The 20701-nt window shown below is 30.3% G+C and carries 20 protein-coding genes and 1 pseudogene; 20 read left to right on the top strand and 1 reads right to left on the bottom strand.

The genetic code is table 11. The annotated features are described in order from the left end of the window. Window positions 1-17 precede the first annotated feature (17 nt). The 20 genes from SR63_RS07550 to SR63_RS07455 all read left to right on the top strand — a co-directional run bounded on the left by SR63_RS07550 (window position 18) and on the right by SR63_RS07455 (window position 20519). Complete coding sequence (locus SR63_RS07550) at window positions 18-1553, top strand: ABC transporter substrate-binding protein (RefSeq protein WP_002877559.1); 1536 nt, start codon at window positions 18-20, stop codon at window positions 1551-1553. Further along, a complete protein-coding gene (locus SR63_RS07545) occupies window positions 1553-2497 on the top strand; it encodes an ABC transporter permease (RefSeq protein ID WP_002877562.1) in 945 nt (314 codons plus the stop codon). Before SR63_RS07550 ends, SR63_RS07545 begins: the two co-directional genes overlap by 1 nt. After that, entirely contained in the window at window positions 2484-3278 is a 795-nt protein-coding gene (locus tag SR63_RS07540) for an ABC transporter permease (RefSeq protein ID WP_126239108.1), read from the top strand. Before SR63_RS07545 ends, SR63_RS07540 begins: the two co-directional genes overlap by 14 nt. Next, window positions 3275-3985, top strand: a complete 711-nt coding sequence (locus SR63_RS07535; RefSeq protein ID WP_002866868.1) for an ATP-binding cassette domain-containing protein — start codon at window positions 3275-3277, stop codon at window positions 3983-3985. Before SR63_RS07540 ends, SR63_RS07535 begins: the two co-directional genes overlap by 4 nt. Further along, window positions 3978-4643: an ATP-binding cassette domain-containing protein gene (locus SR63_RS07530; RefSeq protein WP_002876088.1), complete on the top strand. Its 666-nt coding sequence runs from the start codon at window positions 3978-3980 to the stop codon at window positions 4641-4643. The genes SR63_RS07535 and SR63_RS07530 overlap by 8 nt, the downstream gene beginning before the upstream one ends. 112 nt (window positions 4644-4755) lie before the next feature. Next, window positions 4756-5145, top strand: coding sequence for an NAD(P)H-quinone oxidoreductase subunit 3 (locus tag SR63_RS07525; RefSeq protein WP_002824972.1), 390 nt, complete (start codon window positions 4756-4758; stop codon window positions 5143-5145). Continuing rightward, window positions 5127-5630 carry a NuoB/complex I 20 kDa subunit family protein gene (locus tag SR63_RS07520; protein ID WP_002777888.1) on the top strand — a complete coding sequence of 168 codons (504 nt, stop codon included), beginning with the start codon at window positions 5127-5129 and terminating at the stop codon, window positions 5628-5630. The genes SR63_RS07525 and SR63_RS07520 overlap by 19 nt, the downstream gene beginning before the upstream one ends. Then, on the top strand, window positions 5627-6421 hold the full coding sequence (locus SR63_RS07515; RefSeq protein WP_072238634.1) for an NADH-quinone oxidoreductase subunit C: 795 nt from the start codon (window positions 5627-5629) through the stop codon (window positions 6419-6421). Before SR63_RS07520 ends, SR63_RS07515 begins: the two co-directional genes overlap by 4 nt. Window position 6422: 1 nt before the next feature. Next, window positions 6423-7649, top strand: coding sequence for an NADH dehydrogenase (quinone) subunit D (gene nuoD, locus SR63_RS07510; RefSeq protein WP_002866864.1), 1227 nt, complete (start codon window positions 6423-6425; stop codon window positions 7647-7649). Next, on the top strand, window positions 7646-7873 hold the full coding sequence (locus SR63_RS07505; RefSeq protein ID WP_002824979.1) for an NADH-ubiquinone oxidoreductase subunit E family protein: 228 nt from the start codon (window positions 7646-7648) through the stop codon (window positions 7871-7873). The genes nuoD and SR63_RS07505 overlap by 4 nt, the downstream gene beginning before the upstream one ends. Then, window positions 7870-8562 carry a hypothetical protein gene (locus tag SR63_RS07500; RefSeq protein WP_002866863.1) on the top strand — a complete coding sequence of 231 codons (693 nt, stop codon included), beginning with the start codon at window positions 7870-7872 and terminating at the stop codon, window positions 8560-8562. The genes SR63_RS07505 and SR63_RS07500 overlap by 4 nt, the downstream gene beginning before the upstream one ends. Continuing rightward, complete coding sequence (locus SR63_RS07495; RefSeq protein WP_002866862.1) at window positions 8559-11021, top strand: NADH-quinone oxidoreductase subunit G; 2463 nt, start codon at window positions 8559-8561, stop codon at window positions 11019-11021. Before SR63_RS07500 ends, SR63_RS07495 begins: the two co-directional genes overlap by 4 nt. Continuing rightward, window positions 11014-12012, top strand: coding sequence for an NADH-quinone oxidoreductase subunit NuoH (nuoH, locus tag SR63_RS07490; RefSeq protein WP_002866861.1), 999 nt, complete (start codon window positions 11014-11016; stop codon window positions 12010-12012). Before SR63_RS07495 ends, nuoH begins: the two co-directional genes overlap by 8 nt. A 9-nt stretch (window positions 12013-12021) precedes the next feature. Continuing rightward, a complete protein-coding gene (nuoI, locus tag SR63_RS07485; RefSeq protein WP_002866860.1) occupies window positions 12022-12663 on the top strand; it encodes an NADH-quinone oxidoreductase subunit NuoI in 642 nt (213 codons plus the stop codon). Further along, window positions 12660-13178: an NADH-quinone oxidoreductase subunit J gene (locus tag SR63_RS07480; protein WP_002866859.1), complete on the top strand. Its 519-nt coding sequence runs from the start codon at window positions 12660-12662 to the stop codon at window positions 13176-13178. The genes nuoI and SR63_RS07480 overlap by 4 nt, the downstream gene beginning before the upstream one ends. After that, window positions 13175-13471: an NADH-quinone oxidoreductase subunit NuoK gene (gene nuoK, locus SR63_RS07475; protein WP_002858466.1), complete on the top strand. Its 297-nt coding sequence runs from the start codon at window positions 13175-13177 to the stop codon at window positions 13469-13471. Before SR63_RS07480 ends, nuoK begins: the two co-directional genes overlap by 4 nt. 1 nt (window position 13472) lies before the next feature. Beyond that, entirely contained in the window at window positions 13473-15263 is a 1791-nt protein-coding gene (gene nuoL, locus SR63_RS07470) for an NADH-quinone oxidoreductase subunit L (protein ID WP_002877567.1), read from the top strand. 1 nt (window position 15264) lies between these two features. Further along, on the top strand, window positions 15265-16752 hold the full coding sequence (locus SR63_RS07465; protein ID WP_002877569.1) for an NADH-quinone oxidoreductase subunit M: 1488 nt from the start codon (window positions 15265-15267) through the stop codon (window positions 16750-16752). Then, window positions 16742-18130 (top strand): NADH-quinone oxidoreductase subunit N, encoded by a 1389-nt coding sequence (locus tag SR63_RS07460; RefSeq protein ID WP_002866856.1) that lies wholly within the window; start codon window positions 16742-16744, stop codon window positions 18128-18130. Before SR63_RS07465 ends, SR63_RS07460 begins: the two co-directional genes overlap by 11 nt. A gap of 22 nt (window positions 18131-18152) precedes the next feature. After that, window positions 18153-20519: a tetratricopeptide repeat family protein gene (locus tag SR63_RS07455; RefSeq protein ID WP_002866855.1), complete on the top strand. Its 2367-nt coding sequence runs from the start codon at window positions 18153-18155 to the stop codon at window positions 20517-20519. Between the two features lie 42 nt (window positions 20520-20561). On the opposite strand, the pseudogene SR63_RS07450 reads toward SR63_RS07455, so the two are convergent. Continuing rightward, window positions 20562-20701 (bottom strand): annotated as a pseudogene (locus SR63_RS07450) (methyl-accepting chemotaxis protein); the annotation flags it as partial.

Below are 20701 nucleotides of genomic sequence, written 5' to 3'. Positions count from 1 at the left end.
AAATAAAAAGGTTTTTTATGTTGAGATTTTTAATTTTTGCAATGTTGTTGTTTGTGAATTTAGAAGCAAAAATCCCAAAAGATACACTTATTATAGCAGTTGAAAATGAAATCGCAAGGATAAATCCTGCTTATAGTGAGGATCACGATGCAGTGATTAATCTTGTATTTTCAGGGCTTACGCGTTTTGATGAAAATATGAGTTTAAAACCTGATTTGGCTAAGTCTTGGGATGTTAGTAAAGACGGGCTTGTTTATGATATTTTTTTAAGAGATGATGTTTTATGGCATGATGGAGTCAAATTTAGTGCTGATGATGTGAAATTTAGCATAGAAGCCTTTAAAAATCCTAAAAACAATTCTTCTGTTTATGTCAATTTTGAAGACATTAAAAGTGTGGAAATTTTAAATCCTTCTCATGTAAAAATCACACTTTTTAAACCTTATCCTGCATTTTTAGATGCTTTAAGCATAGGAATGCTTCCTAAACATTTGCTTGAAAATGAGAATTTAAACACAAGCTCTTTTAATCAAAATCCTATAGGTACAGGTCCTTATAAATTTGTAAAATGGAAAAAAGGTGAATATGTTGAATTTAAAGCCAATGAACATTTTTATCTTGATAAGGTAAAAACTCCAAGACTTATTATAAAACACATTTTTGATCCTTCTATAGCTAGTGCCCAGCTTAAAAATGGCAAGATAGACGCAGCTTTAATCGATGTTTCTTTGCTAAATATTTTTAAAAATGATGAAAATTTTGGAATTTTACGTGAAAAATCGGCTGATTATCGGGCTTTAATGTTTAATTTTGATAATGAATTTTTAAAAGATTTGAAAGTAAGACAAGCTTTAAATTACGCAGTTGATAAAGAAAGTATAGTAAAAAATCTTTTACATGATTATGCTTTTGTAGCCAATCACCCTTTAGAGCGTTCTTGGGCAAATTCTAAGAATTTTAAAATTTACAAATATGATCCTAAAAAAGCCGAGGACTTGCTTGTAAGTGCAGGTTTTAAGAAAAATAAAGATGGAAATTTTGAAAAAGAGGGGAAAATTTTAGAATTTGAAATTTGGGCGATGAGTAATGATCCTTTAAGGGTAAGTTTAGCTGGAATTTTGCAAAGCGAATTTAGAAAAATAGGAGTTGTAAGCAAGGTGGTGGCTAAACCTGCTGGAAGTTTTGATTATTCTAAAGTAGATAGTTTTTTAATAGGCTGGGGAAGTCCTTTAGATCCTGATTTTCACACTTTTAGGGTATTTGAAAGTTCGCAAGATAGTGCTTTAAATGATGAGGGTTGGAATTTTGGACATTATCATGATAAAAAAGTGGATATAGCCTTGCAAAAAGCAAGAAATACTTTAAATTTAGAAGAGAGAAAAAAATATTATAAAGATTTTATAGATGCTTTGTATGAAAATCCTCCTTTTATTTTTTTAGCCTATCTTGATTTTGCTTTGGTTTATAATAAAGATTTAAAAGGTATCAAAGCAAGGACTTTAGGTCATCATGGAGTGGGTTTTACTTGGAATGTTTATGAGTGGAGTAAATAGTGCTAAAACGCTTAGTTTTTAGTATTGTCGTAGCATTTTTTAGCACTTTTTTATGTTTTGTTTTACTTTATTTTAGTAAAGGCAGTATAGCTTATGCTAATGGAGTTAATTCACAAAGTAAAGAATTTGTTCAAAGAATAGAACAAAATTTAGGGCTTGATAAGCCTTTGCTAGAGCAGTATAAAATTTGGCTTTTTAAGGCTTTAAAAGGAGATTTAGGAGTTTCTTTTTTAAGTGGAGAAAGTGTTTTAAAGCTTATAAAAGAAAGAATTTTTAATACTTTTATTTTGGGTTTTAGTGCCTTAATGCTTTTATTTTTACTCAGTGTTTTTTTGGCACTTTTGGGATATTCTTATAAAGAAAGTTTTATAGATAAAATCATCACTTTTTTAGCTTTTAATTTTTTTGCTTTACCTCCTTTTGTTTTGGCTTTATTGTTTGTTTTGATTTTTGGAATTTTTTGGAAAATTTTGCCTGTTATGGGAAGTAGTGATATAGGCTTTGAAGATGATTTTTTAAATCGTTTAGAGCATTTGATTTTGCCTGTTTTGGTGCTCGTTTTATCACATTTGGCGTTATTTTTAAGGATTGCTAGAAATTTTATCAATGAAAGTTTTTCTCAAATTTTTATTCAAAATTTATACGCTAGGGCTTTAAGGGAGAAAGATATTTATTTTTTAGTTTTGAAATATTCTTTAAGTCCTATTGTGGCTTATTTTGGGGGAAGTGCTTTAAGTTTTATGATGGGAACTTATGTGGTAGAAAGTGTCTTTGCTTACGAGGGGCTTGGGTCTTTACTTTTTAAAAGTATTATTTTTAAAGATTATCCTGTTGTGCTTGCGCTTATATTTTTTAGTGTTTTGCTTGCGGCATTTTTTACATTTTTAAGTGATATTGTAGCTAGGATTTTAAATCCTAGATTAAGAAGGCTTGATTTTGTTTAAATTTCTTATCATTCTTGCGCCTTTAATTTTTTTGTTTTTATGCGCCTTGTTTGCACCTTTTTTGACTCCTTTTGATATTTTAAGTACTCATTTAGAAAATTTGCATCAAGCTCCTAATTTTACTTATATTTTAGGGACTGATTTTTTAGGCAGAGATTTGTTTTCTCGTTTGCTTTTTGCTTTGAGAAATTCTTTGATTATAGGTGTTGGTGGATCTTTATTGTCTATTATCTTTGCTTTGTGCTATTTGTTTTTAGCGCGATGTTTTTTTTATGTTTTTTGGATGCGTATTTTAGAGTTTTTTTTAGCCTTGCCTGCTTTTTTACTTATGATGTTTTTTCAAAGTATGATAACTTCTGATGTGTTTTTGATGATTTTTTTAATCGCTTTAATTCATTGGTGTTTCATAGCAAGAATTATAGAAAGTGAATTAAAAAGACTTGAAAATTTAGATTTTTACAAAGCAAATATAGTGCTTGGAAGAACTAAATTTAGAGCTTTTTTTAAAGATTTAATACCTGCTTTAAAAACACTGATTTTTACACTTTTTATATTTAATATCGTTCATGCTATAGCCACAGAAGCTACTTTGAGTTTTTTTGGACTGGGTTTAGGATTTGAAATTCCAACTTTAGGTACTCTTTTGAGTGAGTCTTCAAAAGCAGTTTTTATAGGCGCTTGGTGGATGATACTTTTTCCACTTTTAAGCTTGCTTTTGTTGTTTTTACCTCTTTTATGGTTGGGTAATTTTTTACAAAAAATTTGGGGTATAAGATCTTGAAGGTAAGAAATTTAAATATCAGTTTGAAGAATAATTTATTGCTTAAGGATATTAATTTAGATATAAAAACAGGTAAAACTTTAATGATACTAGGACAAAGTGGAGTGGGTAAAAGTTTGTTAGGAAAAGCTTTGGTAAGACTTTTAGATTCTAATTTCACAATAAGTTTTGATGAATTAAGTTTTCATAATTCTTGCATTTTTAATTTTAACAAAGAAGAACTTAGAAATTTTCGTTCTAAGGTGGCACTTGTTTTGCAAGATGCAGAGCTTAGTCTTTATCCTTATTTGGATATTGGAAATTTATGTCATCTTGTTTTAAAAACTCATACAAAATTAAAACAAAAAGAAAGAAAAGATTACGCTTTTTCTTATTTTCAAAAATTAGGATTTGAAAATCTTGATCGTTTGTGGCATTCTTATGCTAATGAATTAAGTTTGGGTATGGCAAGAAGGGTGAGCCTAGCTTTGGCATTATTAAATCAACCCCAAATTTTAATTTGTGATGAAATCACAGCTTCTTTGGATAAAGAAAACGCTTCTAAGATCATATCGATTTTAGAAGAATTAAAAAATACCACAGCCTTAGTTTGCATCACTCATGATTTAAATTTGGTAAATTCTTTAGCAGATGAAATTCTTATGCTAGAAAAAAATAGTTCAAATTTATATAGCTTAAATGAGTTTTTAAGGTATTATAATGCTTAAAGTTTGTAATTTAAGTAAGTTTTATGAGCTTAAAAAGCACTGGTATTTAAAAAAAGAAAGACATATTATTTTTGATAATATCAATTTTTCTTTAAATGAAAATGACAATTTAATAATTTTGGGTAAAAGTGGTGCGGGTAAAAGCACATTAGCTAGAATTCTTTGTTTTTTAGAAGATCCAAGTGAGGGTGAGGTATGGTATGAAAATCTTAACTTACACAAGCTTGATAAAAACAAACAAAGACTTTTAAGAAAGCAAATTCAGTATTGCTTTCAAGATCAAAAAATGGCTTTAAACCCTTATAAAAAAATTAAAAATCTTATACAAGATGGTTTGGAAAATTTTAATTTACAAAAGAATGATGATTTGATTTTAGAATTTTTTGATTTTTTTAGTCTAAAAAAGCAAATTTTAAAACAAAAACCCTATGAGTTAAGTGGAGGAGAAGCCACGCGTGTAGGTCTTATCCGTGCTTTGGTTTTAAATCCTAAATTGTTGATTTTAGATGAAATTACTTCAGCACTTGATATTAAAACTTCTAAAGAAATTTTAACTTTTTTATATGACTATCAGCAAAAAAATAATATTTCTTATATATTTATAACCCATCAAAGTGATCTTTTTTATAAATTTAATCATAAAAAATTAAAACTTTAAAAAATATTTTTTAATATAAGTTTCAATATAGAAAGTTTAGAGTAAAATAAAGAAAAGTGTAAATTTAATTTTTGTTGTGGAGTGATTAAAGTGCTTTAAAAAAGGAGAATAAATGTCTCATATAGATGCTTCGCATCCTTATTTTGGTATTTTTTTAATGCTAGTACTTGCTAGTGTTATTTTTTTTGGACTGGTTTTTTTAGCTTCAAAAATCGGTAATAATTTTGCCGCAAAAAATCGCAAAAAATTAGGACTTGGAATTTATGAATGTGGTCCTATTCCTGTTAAACAAGCTAACAAGATTAACTCTCAATTTTTCATCATCGCCTTAATCTTCATACTTTTGGATATAGAAGTTGTGTTTTTATTTCCTTGGGCTTTGATTTTTAAAGATTTAGGTTGGTTTGGGCTTTTAGAAGTTTTTGTTTTTATCGTACTTTTAGGAGTTGGATTTTTATATGCTTATAAAAAAGGAGCGTTTGCATGGCAGAGCATCAAGTAAATTATGCAAGTGGTTTGCCCGTAGTTTTAACTAGTGTGGATAAACTAGTTCAATGGGGCAGGAGTAATTCTTTATGGGCTTTATCTTATGGACTTGCCTGTTGTGCGATTGAGATGATGGCGGCTGGGGGTTCAAGATATGATTTTGATAGATTTGGAACGATTTTTAGAGCTTCACCACGCCATAGTGAAGTGATGATTATCGCAGGAACTTTATGTAAAAAGCATGCTGAATTTACAAGAAGACTTTACGATCAAATGCCTGATCCTAAATGGGTGATTTCTATGGGAAGTTGTGCCAATACAGGGGGTATGTTTAATACTTATTCTACGGTTCAAGGAGTGGATAGAATTATACCTGTAGATATTTATGTGCCAGGCTGTGCTCCACGTCCAGAAAGTTTTCAGTTTGCTTTGATGATTTTGCAAAAAAAGATCCGCAAAGAAAAAGCAAGTCGTAAAATCGCACCTAAAAGGTTGGTATAATGAGAAAGTATAGCGATAAAAAAAATGCTCAAACTCAAAATTATTACAAAGATAGATTTTATCACGCGCCACACGCTGTAAAATCTGATGTTAATGAAAGTGTTTTTAAAGATGATTTTGAAGTTTTAAAAACTCAAGTAGAAATTTTAAATTCTTTTGTAGAACTTGATTTTTGGGTAATAGAAATTAAAAAAGAAGACAATGTTAAAACCTTGCAAATGCTTAAAACTTTAGGGTATTTAAGTTTTACAGAGGCAAGTGCTATTGATTTTGTAGCAGATAAAAATGGTTTTGAAGTGTTTTATCAGCTTTTAAATTTAGAAAAAAAATTAAGAGTGAGAATAAAAACTTTTGTAGGCGTAAAAGAGCGTTTGCAAAGCGTGGCTCATGTTTTTAAAGGGGCAAATTGGAGCGAGAGAGAAATTTATGATATGTTTGGAATTTTCATCATAAATCATCCTAACTTAAAACGCATTTTAATGCCTGATGATTGGTTTGGACATCCGCTTTTAAAAACTTATCCTTTAAAGGGCGATGAGTTTGCAAGATGGTATGAGATTGATAAAATTTTTGGCAAAGAATATCGTGAAGTAGTGGGTGAAGAGCAAAGAGATTCTGGTTTTGCTGATGATAAAGATACGCTAAATTTTGCAAGACTTTATCATGAAGTGCCAAAAGGTAGTCAAAAGAAGGAAATTTCCTTTAAACAAGAATATCAAGAAGATGAAGGCGTGGCTTTTGTAAAAAAAGTAAAACGCGATGAAGCAAAAATTTTAGAGAAAAGGCGTTAAAATGCAAATTCCTAGCAAGTTAAAACCTTATTATGAAAATATAGCTTTTGAGCAAGAAGACTCAAAAATGATTATCAATTTAGGCCCTCAACACCCTTCAGCACACGGAAATTTACGCCTTATTTTAGAACTTGATGGAGAGCAAGTTGTAAAAGCGCGTCCTTGTATAGGTTATATGCATCGTGGTATGGAAAAAATGGCTGAAAATATGATTTATCAAGAATTTATTCCTACTACTGATAGAATGGACTATATCGCTGCTTCAGCGAATAATTATGCTTATTGCGCAGCGGTTGAAAAGCTTTGTGGTTTAGAGATTCCACGCCGTGCCGCAGTCATACGCATGATACTTTTAGAATTAAACCGTATCGCATCACATTTACTTTGGCTTGCCACTCATGCACTTGATATTGGTGCGATGAGTGTGTTTTTATACTGCTTTAGAGAACGAGAATATGTTTTGGATTTGATAGAAAAGTATTGTGGTGCAAGGCTTACACATTCTTCTATGAGAATAGGCGGGGTTATGCTTGATTTACCTGAAAATTATCTAGAAGAAATGCTTGTATTTTGCGATAAATTTCCAAATGATTTAAAAGATTATGAAGATCTTTTAGATGATAATAGAATTTGGCGTTTAAGAACTGAAAATGTAGGTGTGGTTACTAAAGAACAAGCCTTAAATTGGGGTTGTACGGGTGTGATGTTAAGAGGAAGTGGTATAAAATACGATATACGCAAAGAAGAGCCTTATTTGCTTTATAATGAAGTTGAATTTGGTGTGCCTTATGCTACGCAAGGGGATTCTTATGCAAGATATAAAGTTTATATGCAAGAATTTCGTGAAAGTTTAAAAATCCTTAGACAATGTGCCACGCTTTATAAAGATACCCCACCTGAAATTTTAGCTACGCATCCTGAGTATGTAAGTGCTTCAAAGGAGCAAATTTTAACGCAGAATTATTCTTTAATGCAGCATTTTGTTTTAATCACTCAAGGTTTAAAACCCCCTAAAGGCGAAGTTTATGTGCCTACTGAAAGTCCAAAAGGCGAGCTTGGCTTTTTTATCCATAGTGATGGTACAGGAAGACCTTATCGTTTAAAGGCTAGAACGCCTAGTTATTGGCATTGTGCGTTTTTTGAAGAAATGCTTGTAGGTACTTATTTGGCTGATGTTGTAGCCATTATGGGTAATGTAAATATAGTTTTAGGTGAGATAGATCGATGAGAAGAGTAGATTTAAGAAAAAGCAAAGAGCTTTTTGAAGATTTAGCACAAATCATAAAAGAAGCAAAACAAGGCGAGGTTTTAGTGGTGCTTTTTGAAATCGGCGATTTTTCTCCTGTTGAAAAAAGTTTTTCTTTTGTAAAAGAACAAGGCTGTGAGCTTTTAAATTCTTTGAAATTTAATCAAGTGGATTGGACTATTGTTATAAAAAAGGAGAGGGTATGATTTATGATAATGCTCTTTGTTTTTTAGATATGCCAAGCCTTAAAAACAAAAATTTATGTGAAAAAATAGGTGTAAATAGCATTAATATTTCTTGTTTGGAAGATAAAAACTTAAAAGCTAAATTTTACAAATGCGAAATTGCAAGTTTGAGTTTTGTTTTAGCCTTGCTTTGTAAATTAAGCGATGAAGGGCATTTTTGCGATTTAGATGAGGGATATTTAAGTGCTGAATCTTGCTTTGGAGAGGAAGAAGCAGGTGAAGTGCTTTCTTTTTTAAAAGAGGCTAAGTATTTAATTGTAGATAAAAATATCCATTCTTACAAAGATAGCGAAAATATCAAATATTTTTTGAATTTCTTAAGCATAAAATATGAATTAAAGATTTTAGATAGTGATGAAGAAGAATGCGATTTTAAAAAGGCAAAATTAAATACTCTAAAAGAACTTGATAATTATGATGGTTTAGTGCTTTTTAGAGCCAATTTACAAGATAAAAATTTACATTGTTCAAAGCAATTTTTACAAATTGCAAAATGCAAAGATCAAAGTGAAGTTGAAATTTTGGCTAAAGATTTTAGTCTTAAAACCAAGCTTTGTTTAGATGAAAATTTACAAGGCACTATAGCTTTTTTAAATTATGAAAACAATGGTTTTGATTTTACTCCAATTCGCATAAAGGAAGCAAAATGACAGTTAAGATTAATGGTATAGATTGCGCCTTTGAAGAAGGCGAATATATTTTAAATATAGCAAGAAGAAATGATATTTTTATCCCAGCGATTTGCTATCTTTCAGGCTGTAGTCCTACTTTGGCTTGTCGTATGTGTATGGTTGAAGCTGATGGTAAAAAGGTATATTCTTGCAATACTAAAGCAAAAGAGGGTATGATTGTAGAAAGTGATTTACAAAATCTTTGGGATGAAAGAAATGAGATCATGCAAGCTTATTGCATCAATCATCCTTTAGAATGTGGGGTTTGCGATAAATCAGGCGAGTGTGAATTGCAAAATTTCACTCATAAAAGCCGTGTAAATGTTCAAAAGCATTGGATTAAAGACACGCATAAACCGCATAAACATTGGGGAATGATTAATTACGATCCCGCACTTTGCATAGTGTGTGAGCGTTGCATTACGGTTTGTAAGGATAAAATCGGCGAAAGTGCTTTAAAGACTGTTCCTCGTGGTGGAGATAGTGTGGATAATAGCTTTAAAGAGAGCATGGGAAAAGATGCTTATGCGATTTGGACTAAATTTCAAAAAAGTTTGATAGGTCCTGCAAATGGCGATACGCTTGATTGTTCATTTTGTGGAGAATGTACAAGCGTATGTCCAACAGGAGCTTTAATAGGTTCGAAATTTCAATACACTTCAAATATTTGGGAACTTAAAAGAATCCCTGCTTCAAATCCGCATTCAAGCGATTGTGAGTTGATGTATTATGATATTAAGCAAAGTGGTATTAGCAATCAAAAAGAAAAAATTTATCGTGTGAGTAATGATTTTGCCTTTGCGAGTTTAAATAAGGCTGCAAGATTTGCTTTTGATACGCAAAATGAGGCGGATAAAGACGAAAAAGCCTTTAAAGAACTTGTGGAACTTTTTGAGAAAAATGAAATTAAAAACATTAAATTTAATAGTTTTATTACCAATGAAGAAGCTTTGATTTTACAAAATTTAAAAAAGAAATTTAATCTTTCTTTGATCAATGAAGAAGCTTTGAAATTTAAAGAATTTTTACAAGAATTTATCGCTAATTCCGGTGAGTTTTATAGTGCTAATACTCAAGATATAACAAAAAGTGATTTTTTGGTTGTGGCTGGAACGCTTTTAAGATATGATGCTCCAACGCTTAGCTATAAAATCAATAATGCTTTAGTGATAAATAAAGGCTCAGGGCTTTATTTTCATCCTATGGAAGATATGGGTATAGCAAAATATTCTAAAAATTTTATCTCACACATTCATAAAAGTGGCGATGAAGAGCAAATTTTATATTTTTTACTTCAAAAATTTAGCCAAGATGAAGGTATCAAAACTCATTTAGCAGAGTTTTTTGTTAGTGAAAATAAAGAAATAGAAGAAAGTATCAACGAAGAAGTTGTAGAACAAGTCATAGAAAAAGATGAAGAAGGCAATGAAATTCAAAAAGAAGTAAAAAAAGTCGTACCTAAAAAAGTAAAAAAAATTATAGAAGTACAACGCTCTGTTTTTGCTAAAAATTTAGGCATAGATGAAGATAAATTAGAAGATTTATTGCTTAAAAAAGCAAATTTTACTCTTGTTGTAGGGAATGATTTTTATTTTCATAAAAATGCGAAAAAACTTGCTAAATTACTTGCTTTGATCCAAAATACTACTCCTTTTAAAGTCTTTTTAAATCCTACGCATACTAATACCTTAGGTGTGGCTATGATTTGTGATTTGGATAAAAACACACAAGAAGGCAAGACTTTAGGCTACAATGAAAAAGGTGATTTTAGTTTTTCTTATGAAGAGCATGCAAATTTAGCTAGTGCGAGTTTAAATCAGCAAGAAGGAACTTTTTTAAATTATGATAAAAGAGTGGTACCAACTAACGCTGCTTTAGAATTTAAGGGATATTTTTTAAATGATTTAGCTAATGCTTTAGGTTTTGATGAGGAATATACTATAAATTATACTAAGAGACTCCCTATAAATAAAGGTTTTTCTCCGATTGATTTTGATCATTTAGACAATTTTTATACTAATGCAGGCGATTGTAAAAGGGGATATGAACTTAATTTAGAATGTTTCAAACAAGTTGCTAAAAAAGAATTCATCTCTCCAAATTTTGAAAATTTAAACCCAAAAGAAGATGAAATTTTGCTTTATAGTGCTAATCCTAGCTATCAATTTGGTAGATTTTCAAATCGTGCTAGTGCAATTAATGAGGTGATTTTTTTAGGTGTAAGTGAAAATTTAGCTAAAGAGAAAAATTTAAAAGATAAAGATCTTGTAAAACTTAAAATAAAAGATAAAGAATTAAGCCTTAGCGTGCGTGTGGATAAGGATATAAAAAATGGAGCTTTCTTGCCGTATTTTGATGAAAAGCTTGACACGCTAAGCTTTTTTGATGAAAGATTTGTTGTGGCGAATTTAGAAAAATTAGGAGCAAGCCATGAGTGATTTTGCTTTTTTTGCTTTAGAGGCTTTGATTAAATGTATTATTATCATTGCAATATTTGCGAGTTTAGCAGGTCTTGCAACTTATGCTGAAAGAAAGGTTTTAGCTTATTTTCAAAGACGCATAGGGCCTGATATGGTAGGGCCTTTTGGGCTTATTCAACTTGTAGCTGATATGATAAAACTTTTTACCAAAGAAGATATAATCCCTTCAAATTCGCAAAAATTTATTTTTGCTATAGCACCTTTGATTTCTGCTATTTGTGCTTTTGTTTCTTTAGCAGCTATTCCTATGCTACCTGAATTTACTTTATTTGGAAGGGTGATTCAGCCTATAGTGGCAGATATCAATGTAGCTTTGCTTTTTGTCATCGGCACTTCAGGACTTTGCTTTTATGCGGTGTTTTTGGGTGGACTTGCAAGTAATAATAAATGGTCGATTTTAGGGGCTGCAAGAGGGCTTGTAGCGATTATTTCCTATGAAAGCGTAGGAGCTTTAGCTTTGATTGCTATTGTAATGCTTGTAGGTTCTTTTTCTTTGGTGGATATCAACAATTATCAAAGCGATGGATTTTTTTCCTGGCTTATTTTTAAACAGCCTTTGGCTTTTGTGCTTTTTATAATTGCTTTATTTATAGAGACTAATAGAACTCCGCTTTGTTTGACGGAAAATGATGCTGAAATTGTAGCGGGTTATGGAACGGAGTATTCGGGTTTAAGATGGGGTATGTTTTTTATAGGTGAATATGCTTCTATGATAGCTGGAGCTATTTTGGTAACTCTTTTGTTTTTAGGGGGTTTTAATAGCTTTTGGATTATTCCTGGTTGGATTATGATGATAGTAAAATCAAGTTTTATTTTCTTTTGGTATTTTTGGGCAAGAGCTGCTTTTCCGCAATTGCGTCCAGATCAAGTGATGAAAATGTGCTATTTGATCTTAATCCCTTTAGCGGTTTTAAACCTTTTAATCACTGCTTTGGCAGTTCTTTTATAGGAGTTTGATATGAAAAATTATTATTTAGTGGATGAGAAAAGAAAAACTCCTGTTAGCACTTGGGAGAAAATTTCACAAACTTTTCGTAGAAGCGTTAAACTAGAGCTTTTTGTAGGGCTTTTTGTGATGATGAGAGAATTGCTTAAGAGAAATAATAGCGCTACGATTAAATATCCTTTTGAAAAGGTAAAGCTTGACAATCGTTACCGTGCTGTTCATCGTTTGATGCGTTTTATAGAAAGCGAAAATGAAAGATGTATAGGTTGTGGGCTTTGCGAAAAAATTTGCATTAGCAATTGTATTAGAATGGAAACTTCTTTAGATGAAAATGGGCGTAAAAAAGTAGGAAATTATAGTATTAATTTAGGGCGTTGTATTTATTGTGGTTTTTGCGCTGAGGTTTGCCCTGAGCTTGCTATAGTACATGGAACAGAGTATGAAAATGCGGCTGAACAAAGATCTTATTTTGGCTATAAGCAAGATTTTTTAACTCCTATTGATAAGCTTAAAAATCAAGTTGAATTTGAAGGAGCGGGAAGCCTTAGAAAAGATGCTGATTTATTGGTGGTAAAAACACCAAATTATTACGATGTGATGATTGAAAGAGCCTTAGAAAATCAAGACACACAAGAGCAAGGAGAAAACAAATGATAGAAAATTTGGCTTTTGTATTTTTTAGTGTAGTGGTTTTAGGTTTTTTTGGCATTGCGGTTTTAAGTAAAAATATGCTTTATTCTCTTTCTGCTTTAGCGGGTGGAATGGTGTTTTTATCGGGATTTTATTTTTTACTTGATGCAGAGTTTTTAGGCGTGATACAAATTATTGTTTATAGTGGAGCTGTGCTTGGACTTTATAGTTTTGCGATAATGTTTTTTGATGCTTCTAAAGAATTTAAAGAACAACTTAAAGCTAAAAAAAGTTTTTTTACTTTGGTGGTTTTAAGTGCGATTTTACTTTTGGCCATGCTTATAGGTTTTAAATACCAAAATATCAGCACGGATTTGCCTTTAAATGATCCTGCTTTGTTTGATTTTAATAAACAACTGGCTTTAGCGATTTTTTCAAAATATCTTTTAGCTTTTGAGTTTATAGCTATTTTGCTTTTGATTGCTTTAGTTTGTGCTATAGTGCTTACTCGTAAAGAGCTAACAAAGGAAAAACAATGATAGAAAAGTATTTTTTTATAGCTATTTTAATGTTTGTCATAGGGCTTGTAGGGATTTTAAAAAGACAAAATCTCATCATGCTTTTTATTTCGAGTGAAATTTTATTAAATAGTGCTAATTTAGCCTTAGTAGCAGCTTCTAAAATGCACAATGATTTAAATGGACAGGTTTTTGCGCTTTTTATCATGGGTGTAGCAGCTTGTGAAGTAGCTGTTGGTGTAGCTTTGTGTGTGCTTTGGTATAGAAGAAAAGGCACTTTGGAATTAAAAAGCTTAAAAGAAGTGGAGGCTTAGCATGCAAAATTTAGCTTTGATTTCTCTTTTTAGTCCTTTTGTAGCTTTTTTGTTTGCAAGTTGTTTTGCTTTGAGTGAGAAAAAACAATTTGTAGGGATAATTTGTTCACTTTTAGTAGCTTTGAGTGCTTTTTGTTCTTTGTATTTGCTTTTTTGCAATGAAGCTTTTAATGTGAGTTTGTTTGAATGGTTTGCTGGAGTAAATTTTGGCTTTGATATAGATGCCATTTCGCTCACTATGATGAGTGTTGTAGGTATTGTAGCTACTTGTGTGCATTTTTATAGTATTTTTTATATGGCTCATGATGAAGGTTTTAATAAATTTTTTGCTTATTTGGGGCTTTTTGTCTTTTCTATGCTTTTTTTAGTTATGAGTGATAATTTCTTAGGACTTTTCGTAGGTTGGGAAGGCGTTGGGCTTTGCTCTTGGTTGCTCATAGGTTTTTGGTATAAAAACGATACTTATTCTTTTGCAGCTAATGAAGCTTTTATTATGAATCGTATTGCGGATTTGGGTATGCTTTTAGGAATTTTTTGGCTTTATTTACAAGCAGGAACTTTAAAATATGATGAAGTTTTTTCCATGGCACAAAGCCTAGATCACAATGCTTTGATCTTAATCGCAACTTGTTTATTTATAGGAGCTATGGGAAAATCTGCACAATTTCCTTTTCACACTTGGCTTGCTGATGCTATGGCAGGGCCAACTCCTGTTTCTGCATTAATCCATGCAGCAACCATGGTAACAGCGGGGGTTTATTTGGTAATTCGTGCTAGCACGCTTTATGATTTAGTTCCTGAGGTTTCTTATATTATTGCCTTACTTGGAGCTTTTGTAGCGATTTTTGCAGCCTCTATGGCTTTGGTGGCTAGGGATTTAAAACGTATTATTGCTTACTCTACCTTATCGCAACTTGGATATATGTTTGTGGCCGCAGGACTTGGGGCTTATGGTATAGCTTTATTTCACTTAGCTACACATGCTTTTTTTAAATCTTTACTTTTTTTAGGTGCTGGAAATGTAATGCATGCTATGAATGATAAATTAGACATTAAAAAAATGGGTGGACTTTTTAAACCTTTAAAATTTACGGCTATTTTGATGTGTATAGGATCTTTAGCTTTAGCAGGAATTTATCCTTTTGCAGGATTTTTCTCTAAAGATTTGATTTTAGGATATTCTTTCATTTCTTTTCACCATGGTATTTTTTTAGTGCTTTTAATCGCAGCTTTTTTAACAGCATTTTATAGCTTTAGACTTTTAATGTTGGTATTTTTTACCCCTGCAAGACACAATGAACATCCACATGAAGCAAGTAAAATCGCACTTTTGGCTATGAGTCCTTTGATGGTTTTAGCTATTGTTGCAGGATTTTTTGAACATAGTTTTTTTGAATATTTAAGCACAAAATTAGTTTTTATTGATGCACAAAATCAAATTGTAATGATTTGTGCGAGTGTAGCAGCTATTTTGGGTGTAATTTTGGCTATTTTTGCTTATAAAAATTCTTGGTTTAAAGAAAGTATTGAAGAAAATAAAATTCACAAACTTTTAAGTAATGATTATTTTATTCCTCAATTCTATCATCAATTTATCGTTTCAAAATATGAAAGTTTATGTGCGATTTTAAAGCATTGTGATCTTTATATTTTTGATAGAATAGTTGAAAAAATTGCTTTGTATTCTCAAATTATTTCACAAAAAATGATTATGCCAAACAGCTTAAACTTAATGCTTAGATTTTTGGTGGCAGCTTTTGTGATTTTGTTGATTTTGGTATGGATGGTGTAAAATGCTAAATTATTTGATATTTTTTCCTTTAATTTCTGCTTTTGTGGTTTTGCTTTTAAATCGTGGAGGCGTTAAGGTTTTTAGCGTTGTTGTAAGTTTTATGATTTTGGCTTTAAATTTGGATATTTTTGCGGATTTTTTACAAGGGGTAAGCTTTGATTATAATCTTTCTTTTAAAATTTTGAAATTTTTTAGCTTTCATGTAGGAGTAGACAGTATCGCACTTATATTGATGCTTTTAAGTTCTTTGATGATATTTTTAAGCTTTTTATTTTTAAAGCTGGAACAAAAAGCACTTGTATCTTGTATATTCTTTTTAGAATTTGCAATTATGGGACTTTTTAGTGCAAAAGATGGTTTGTTATTTTATGTTTTTTGGGAATTTTCTCTTTTGCCTTTGCTTTATATTATGGGAGTTTATGGTAAAGATTTTAGAGCAGGGGTGAAATTTTTTATCTATGCTTTTGCGGGTTCAATTTTAATGCTTATAGCATTGATTTATCAAGCTTATTTAAATTATCAACTTTTAAACATCTTCACTTTTGACTTAGAAATTTGGAAAAATAATGCCTCGGCAGTAAATTTTACAGAGCAACTTTTACTTTTTGGAGCATTTTTTATCGCTTTTGCTATCAAAGCTCCTTTATTTCCACTTCATACTTGGGCACCTAAGGTTTATGTAAATTCGCCTGTTCTTGTTTCTGTAATGCTTGTAGTTTTTAAAATGGCTCCTTTTGGATTTTTGCTTTTTTGTTTACCACTTTTTCCAGATGCGAGTGTGTATTTTATGCCTTTAATTGTAGCTTTATGTATAGTGAGTATCGTTTATAATGCTTTAATTGCTTATAGAGCAGAAAATATTAAAGAATTGATCGCTTATAGTTCTATTTCACATCTTGGTGTGATGATTTTGGGAATTTTTTCTTTAAATGCTTTGGGTATTAGCGGTGCGGTTTTTTATATGTTTGCACACGGTATTGTAACGGGAGCTTTATTTTTAATGGTTGAACTTTTATACCAAAGATATCATACTTATGATATTTCTTTTTACCATTCTTTGGCCAAAAAAGCACCTTTATTTTCAATTTTCTTTATGTTAATTTTACTCGCAAGCGTTTCTTTGCCTTTAACTGTTTCTTTTGTGGGAGAGTTTTTAATTCTTTTAGGTATAGCAAAGATTAATTTATTTTACGCTTTGTTGGCAGGTTTGGTGATTATTTTAGGAGCAATTTATATGTTCGCAGTATTTAGAAAAATATTTTTCATGCAAAAACAAAGCTTTATAGAGAATTTTTCTTTACGCCTTAGAGAAATAGTAGCGCTTGTGTGCATTATAGTAATGATTTTTGGACTAGGGCTTATGCCAAATATACTTTTAAAGCCCATACAAAAAGATGTGGATAATCTTATAAAAACAATGAATATTAGAGCTGTTGAGCAAAATACTTTAGATTTTTTATCTAAAATAGGAGAGGCAAATGTTAAATAATTTTTTAAATTTAGAACTTTTAAATATAAGCTTATCTTATCCATTTTTATTTTTAATTACAACTGCAATAGTTCTTTTGCTTTGCTCTGGTTTTTGGAAATTTCATCGATCGTTTTATATCGGTATAAGTTCTTTATCTTTAATTGTAAGTGCTTTTTTGATTTTAAATAATGCAAATGCTCAAGGTTTAGAAGCAAAAGCTTTTTTGGCTACTTTAAATAATGATATTGTTTCATTTTATGCTTTTTTGGTGATTTTGTGTTTTTCATTTTTATATCTTTTAATGCAAAAAGAAGAAAATCAAGGTGAATTTTATGCTTTATTTTTATTTATGATCGCATCTTTGCTTTTGATGGTTTCAAGCTCAAATTTAGTGCTTATTTTTATAGGACTTGAAAGTTCTTCTTTAGCACTTTATACTTTAATAGCAATGCGTGGAAGTGATAATGCTATTTCAAGTGCGATAAAATACTTTAGTGTAGCGGCTGTAGGAGCTGGGTTTTTTGTTATGGCTGTAGCTTTTATTTATTTAAAAACAGGAACTTTAGATTTATCTGCTAATTTAGCGTTAAAAAATGAGTTTCAAAAAGATCCCATGCTTTTGGGTGCCGGAGTGATGATTTTTGTTCTTTGTGCAATCAAGCTTTCTTTGGCACCTTTTCATTTTTGGCTTAAAGATGTGTATTATGCAGCACATACAAATTTGGTTGCTTTTATTTCAGTTGTGCCAAAAGTTGCCATGTTGGTTGTGGTTATTCGTTTGTTTGATTTTTTAAATAATACAGGTTTTGAATATATCATAATAGTTCTAGCGATTTTTTCTATGCTTATAGGCGCTTTTGCGGCTCTAAGTCAAAACAATATCAAAAAAATGTTTGCTTATAGTTCTGTAGTGCATTCTTCTTTGGTTTTGGTAGCTTGCATTCCTTTATTAAAAGAACAAAATTTTGATGGAATTTTGCTTGCTATTTTTGGATATTGGACTTTATTTGCTTTTGCAAATTATGCTGTATTTATGATTTTAAGCAATTATGAGAATAATTCTTATGAGAGTTTAAATGGGCTTTTGGTTAAAAAACCTTTAATTGTTTTTTGTTTAAGCATTAGTGTGCTTTCTTTAGCAGGTATCCCGCCTTTTGGAGTATTTTGGGGTAAATTTATGATTTTAAATACAGCAATTTTAAATGGATATTGGTATTTGGCGCTTTTTGTGGCTTTATCTTCTGTTATTATGCTTTATGCGTATTTAAAGATTTTAATTCATGCTTTATTTATGAAAAATGATAGGGTTTATAATATTAAGTTTAGTTTTATACAAAATTTTATTTTAGCTTGTTGTGTTTGTGTAAGCACTTTTGCTATATTGTTAATGTTATAAGAGTTTTGCTATAATTATTTTTATGAGAATATTATTTTTAATTTTATTAAGTTTTTTAAATGCTTTTGCTTTTGAGCTTGTTTTAAATACGGGTCGCGAAAATAATCAAGCTTTTGCAGTTTTACATGCGAGTAATGATTTAGAATTTACATGTCAAAAATTTATTACCGAAGCAAAAGTTCATTTTGAATGTGATATTGCAGGTATGGTTGATAATAAATTAAAAGATCAGAGTTTTTCTGCTTTTGATTTAAAATTTATACAAGAAGCTCAAAAAATTAAAATGATCATTTTGCCAAAAATACAAGCAAGAATGTTTGACACTTCTCAAAATATTTATATAGATAAAGAACTCAGTTCATCAAGTTCGCATAAAAGTAAGGCTTTTACTTTTATTTTTACACCAGAACTAGTACGCGTTAAAGACTATGATGGACTTGATTTTAATATCAATTTTCCACATGAGAGTTTGCCTTATGTTGGAGCTTTAGATTTAAATTCTGATCCTGTTGTTATTCCTCAAAGTGCAGATATCAATACTTATTTACGCATCAAAAAAGAATACGATAAGGCTAATTACAATCAAGTTGTGATTGATGCACAAAATGCTATCAATAGATATCGTGGCAGTATTTTTGCTAGTGAATTTATACTTTATAAATTAAGAGCTCAAAATAAACTTTACACTCAAGATCCAAGTATGCGTGATCAACAAATTTTAGAAAAGATGATTGATGATGCTAAAAATTGGACGCGTACTTTTACAAGTGATAAAAATTTTTCAGAAGTTTTACATATAATGTTAAGAACTTATATCGCTTTAGCTCAGCGTGCTGATGTAGAGTATACAATGTCGATTTTGGATAATGAACAACCTAATAATTATTTTACTCAGTTATCAAAACTTGATTATGCAGACTATATTTATAATTTAAATGAAAAAGAAAAAGCTGTAAATATTTATGAAAATACTTATTTTAATACAAAAAATTTAGATTTAGCTGCAAGAGCAGCTATGAGTTTGGCAAAGAATTTGCTTTCAAATGAGCAAGTAAATAAAGCTATAGAGTATATTAATACCATTTTAAAAGCCAATCCTGAATATTTTGGAAAAGATATTCCAAGATCTTTAGAACTTGCTAAATTATTTAATCAAAAAGGACAATTTGATATAAGTGCAAGTATTTATGAAGATGCCTTTGCTAAAATGTCAAAACTTGATCCAAGTTATGAAGAAACTTTAAAAGATTTAGCCTTAGTTTTATCACATACTAACAGATCTAGTGATGCTAAAAAATACCTTGATTTATATATGGATGATTATTTAGATGGTAAGTATTTAGATGAAATTAAAAAAGCAAGTGATGAGGTATTCTTTGCTTTAGGTGATAATAATGCAAGCTTTTTGCATCAGCGTTATACAGATTTAATGAAGCAATATGCAAATAAAGATGAGAATATTGCAAATAAAGCTTTAGATGAAGATGTTGCACTTTATTATAAAGAGGGAAATTTTAGTGCTATTTTAGCTTATAAAGATCTTATAGAAAGTAAAAAAATTCCAAATGCTACTCAATTTTTAGAGAAAGCAGCCATTAATGATTTAAAAAATGCGATAAAAGCTGATAATTGTATCAATGCTGCAAATATTTTTATGCGTTTTAGTGCTTATGATATAGGTCAGAAAATTGAGAATAAAAAACAAATGTTAGCTTGTCTTATCAGAACTTCTAATGTTGAACAAGCACTTGATTATATAGATAAAAATTATAATGAAGATTCTATATTTTATGGTCTTCAAAAAGCATCTATTCTTTTTGACAATAAACAATATCCTCAGGTGATTAAAATTTCTAAAGACATAGCTAATTCTAGAATTTTAAAAAGTGATGATGAGAATTTTAAGGCTTATTATTTGCAATTTTTATCTTTATTGCGCTTAAATGACTACAATCAAGCCATTAAAATTTTGCAAATTTTAGAAAGTTTTCCAATGAATTTTAGTATGGTAGAAGCCTACGATGCTTTACTTTCTTACGCTAATGATCATAATATGCAAACAACTATTTTAACTTACGCACCTAAGGCCATTGACTATCAAAATTTTAAAGGTATAAATCTTTTTAGTCCTAATTTAGAATTTATATATCTTGATGCTTTGACTAAAATCAATAAAAATGAAGAAAGTTTAGCTGTTTTAACAGATTTACTTAAATTAAAACTTTCAGATGAAGATAGAGCAAGAGCTTTATATATCCAAGCCTTAACTTATGAAAGAATGCAAAATGTACAAGCTGAAAAAGAAAGTTTAAAACAATGTCTTGAAATCAAAAGTGCTTCAAATTGGCAGAATTTATGTAAGAGTAAAAATCAAATTTTAAATCAATAAGTAAATTTAGAGATAACTAGCTTTTTGGCTAGTTATCTAAGGTTAAAACCTCTTCTTCTTAACATCTTCTAAGATATTATTAGCTATATCACTTACTGTACTAGAAATAATAGCTGATTCATTAGCAATTTCAACATTATCTTTAGTAGTTTGATCAATTTGAGCTACACTTTCATTGATTT

The sequence above is a fragment of the Campylobacter sp. 2014D-0259 genome (assembly GCF_008000505.1).
Lineage (GTDB): Bacteria > Campylobacterota > Campylobacteria > Campylobacterales > Campylobacteraceae > Campylobacter_D > Campylobacter_D jejuni.
Note: the sequence above shows the minus strand (reverse complement) of the source record. Positions and strands in the feature narration are given on the sequence as shown.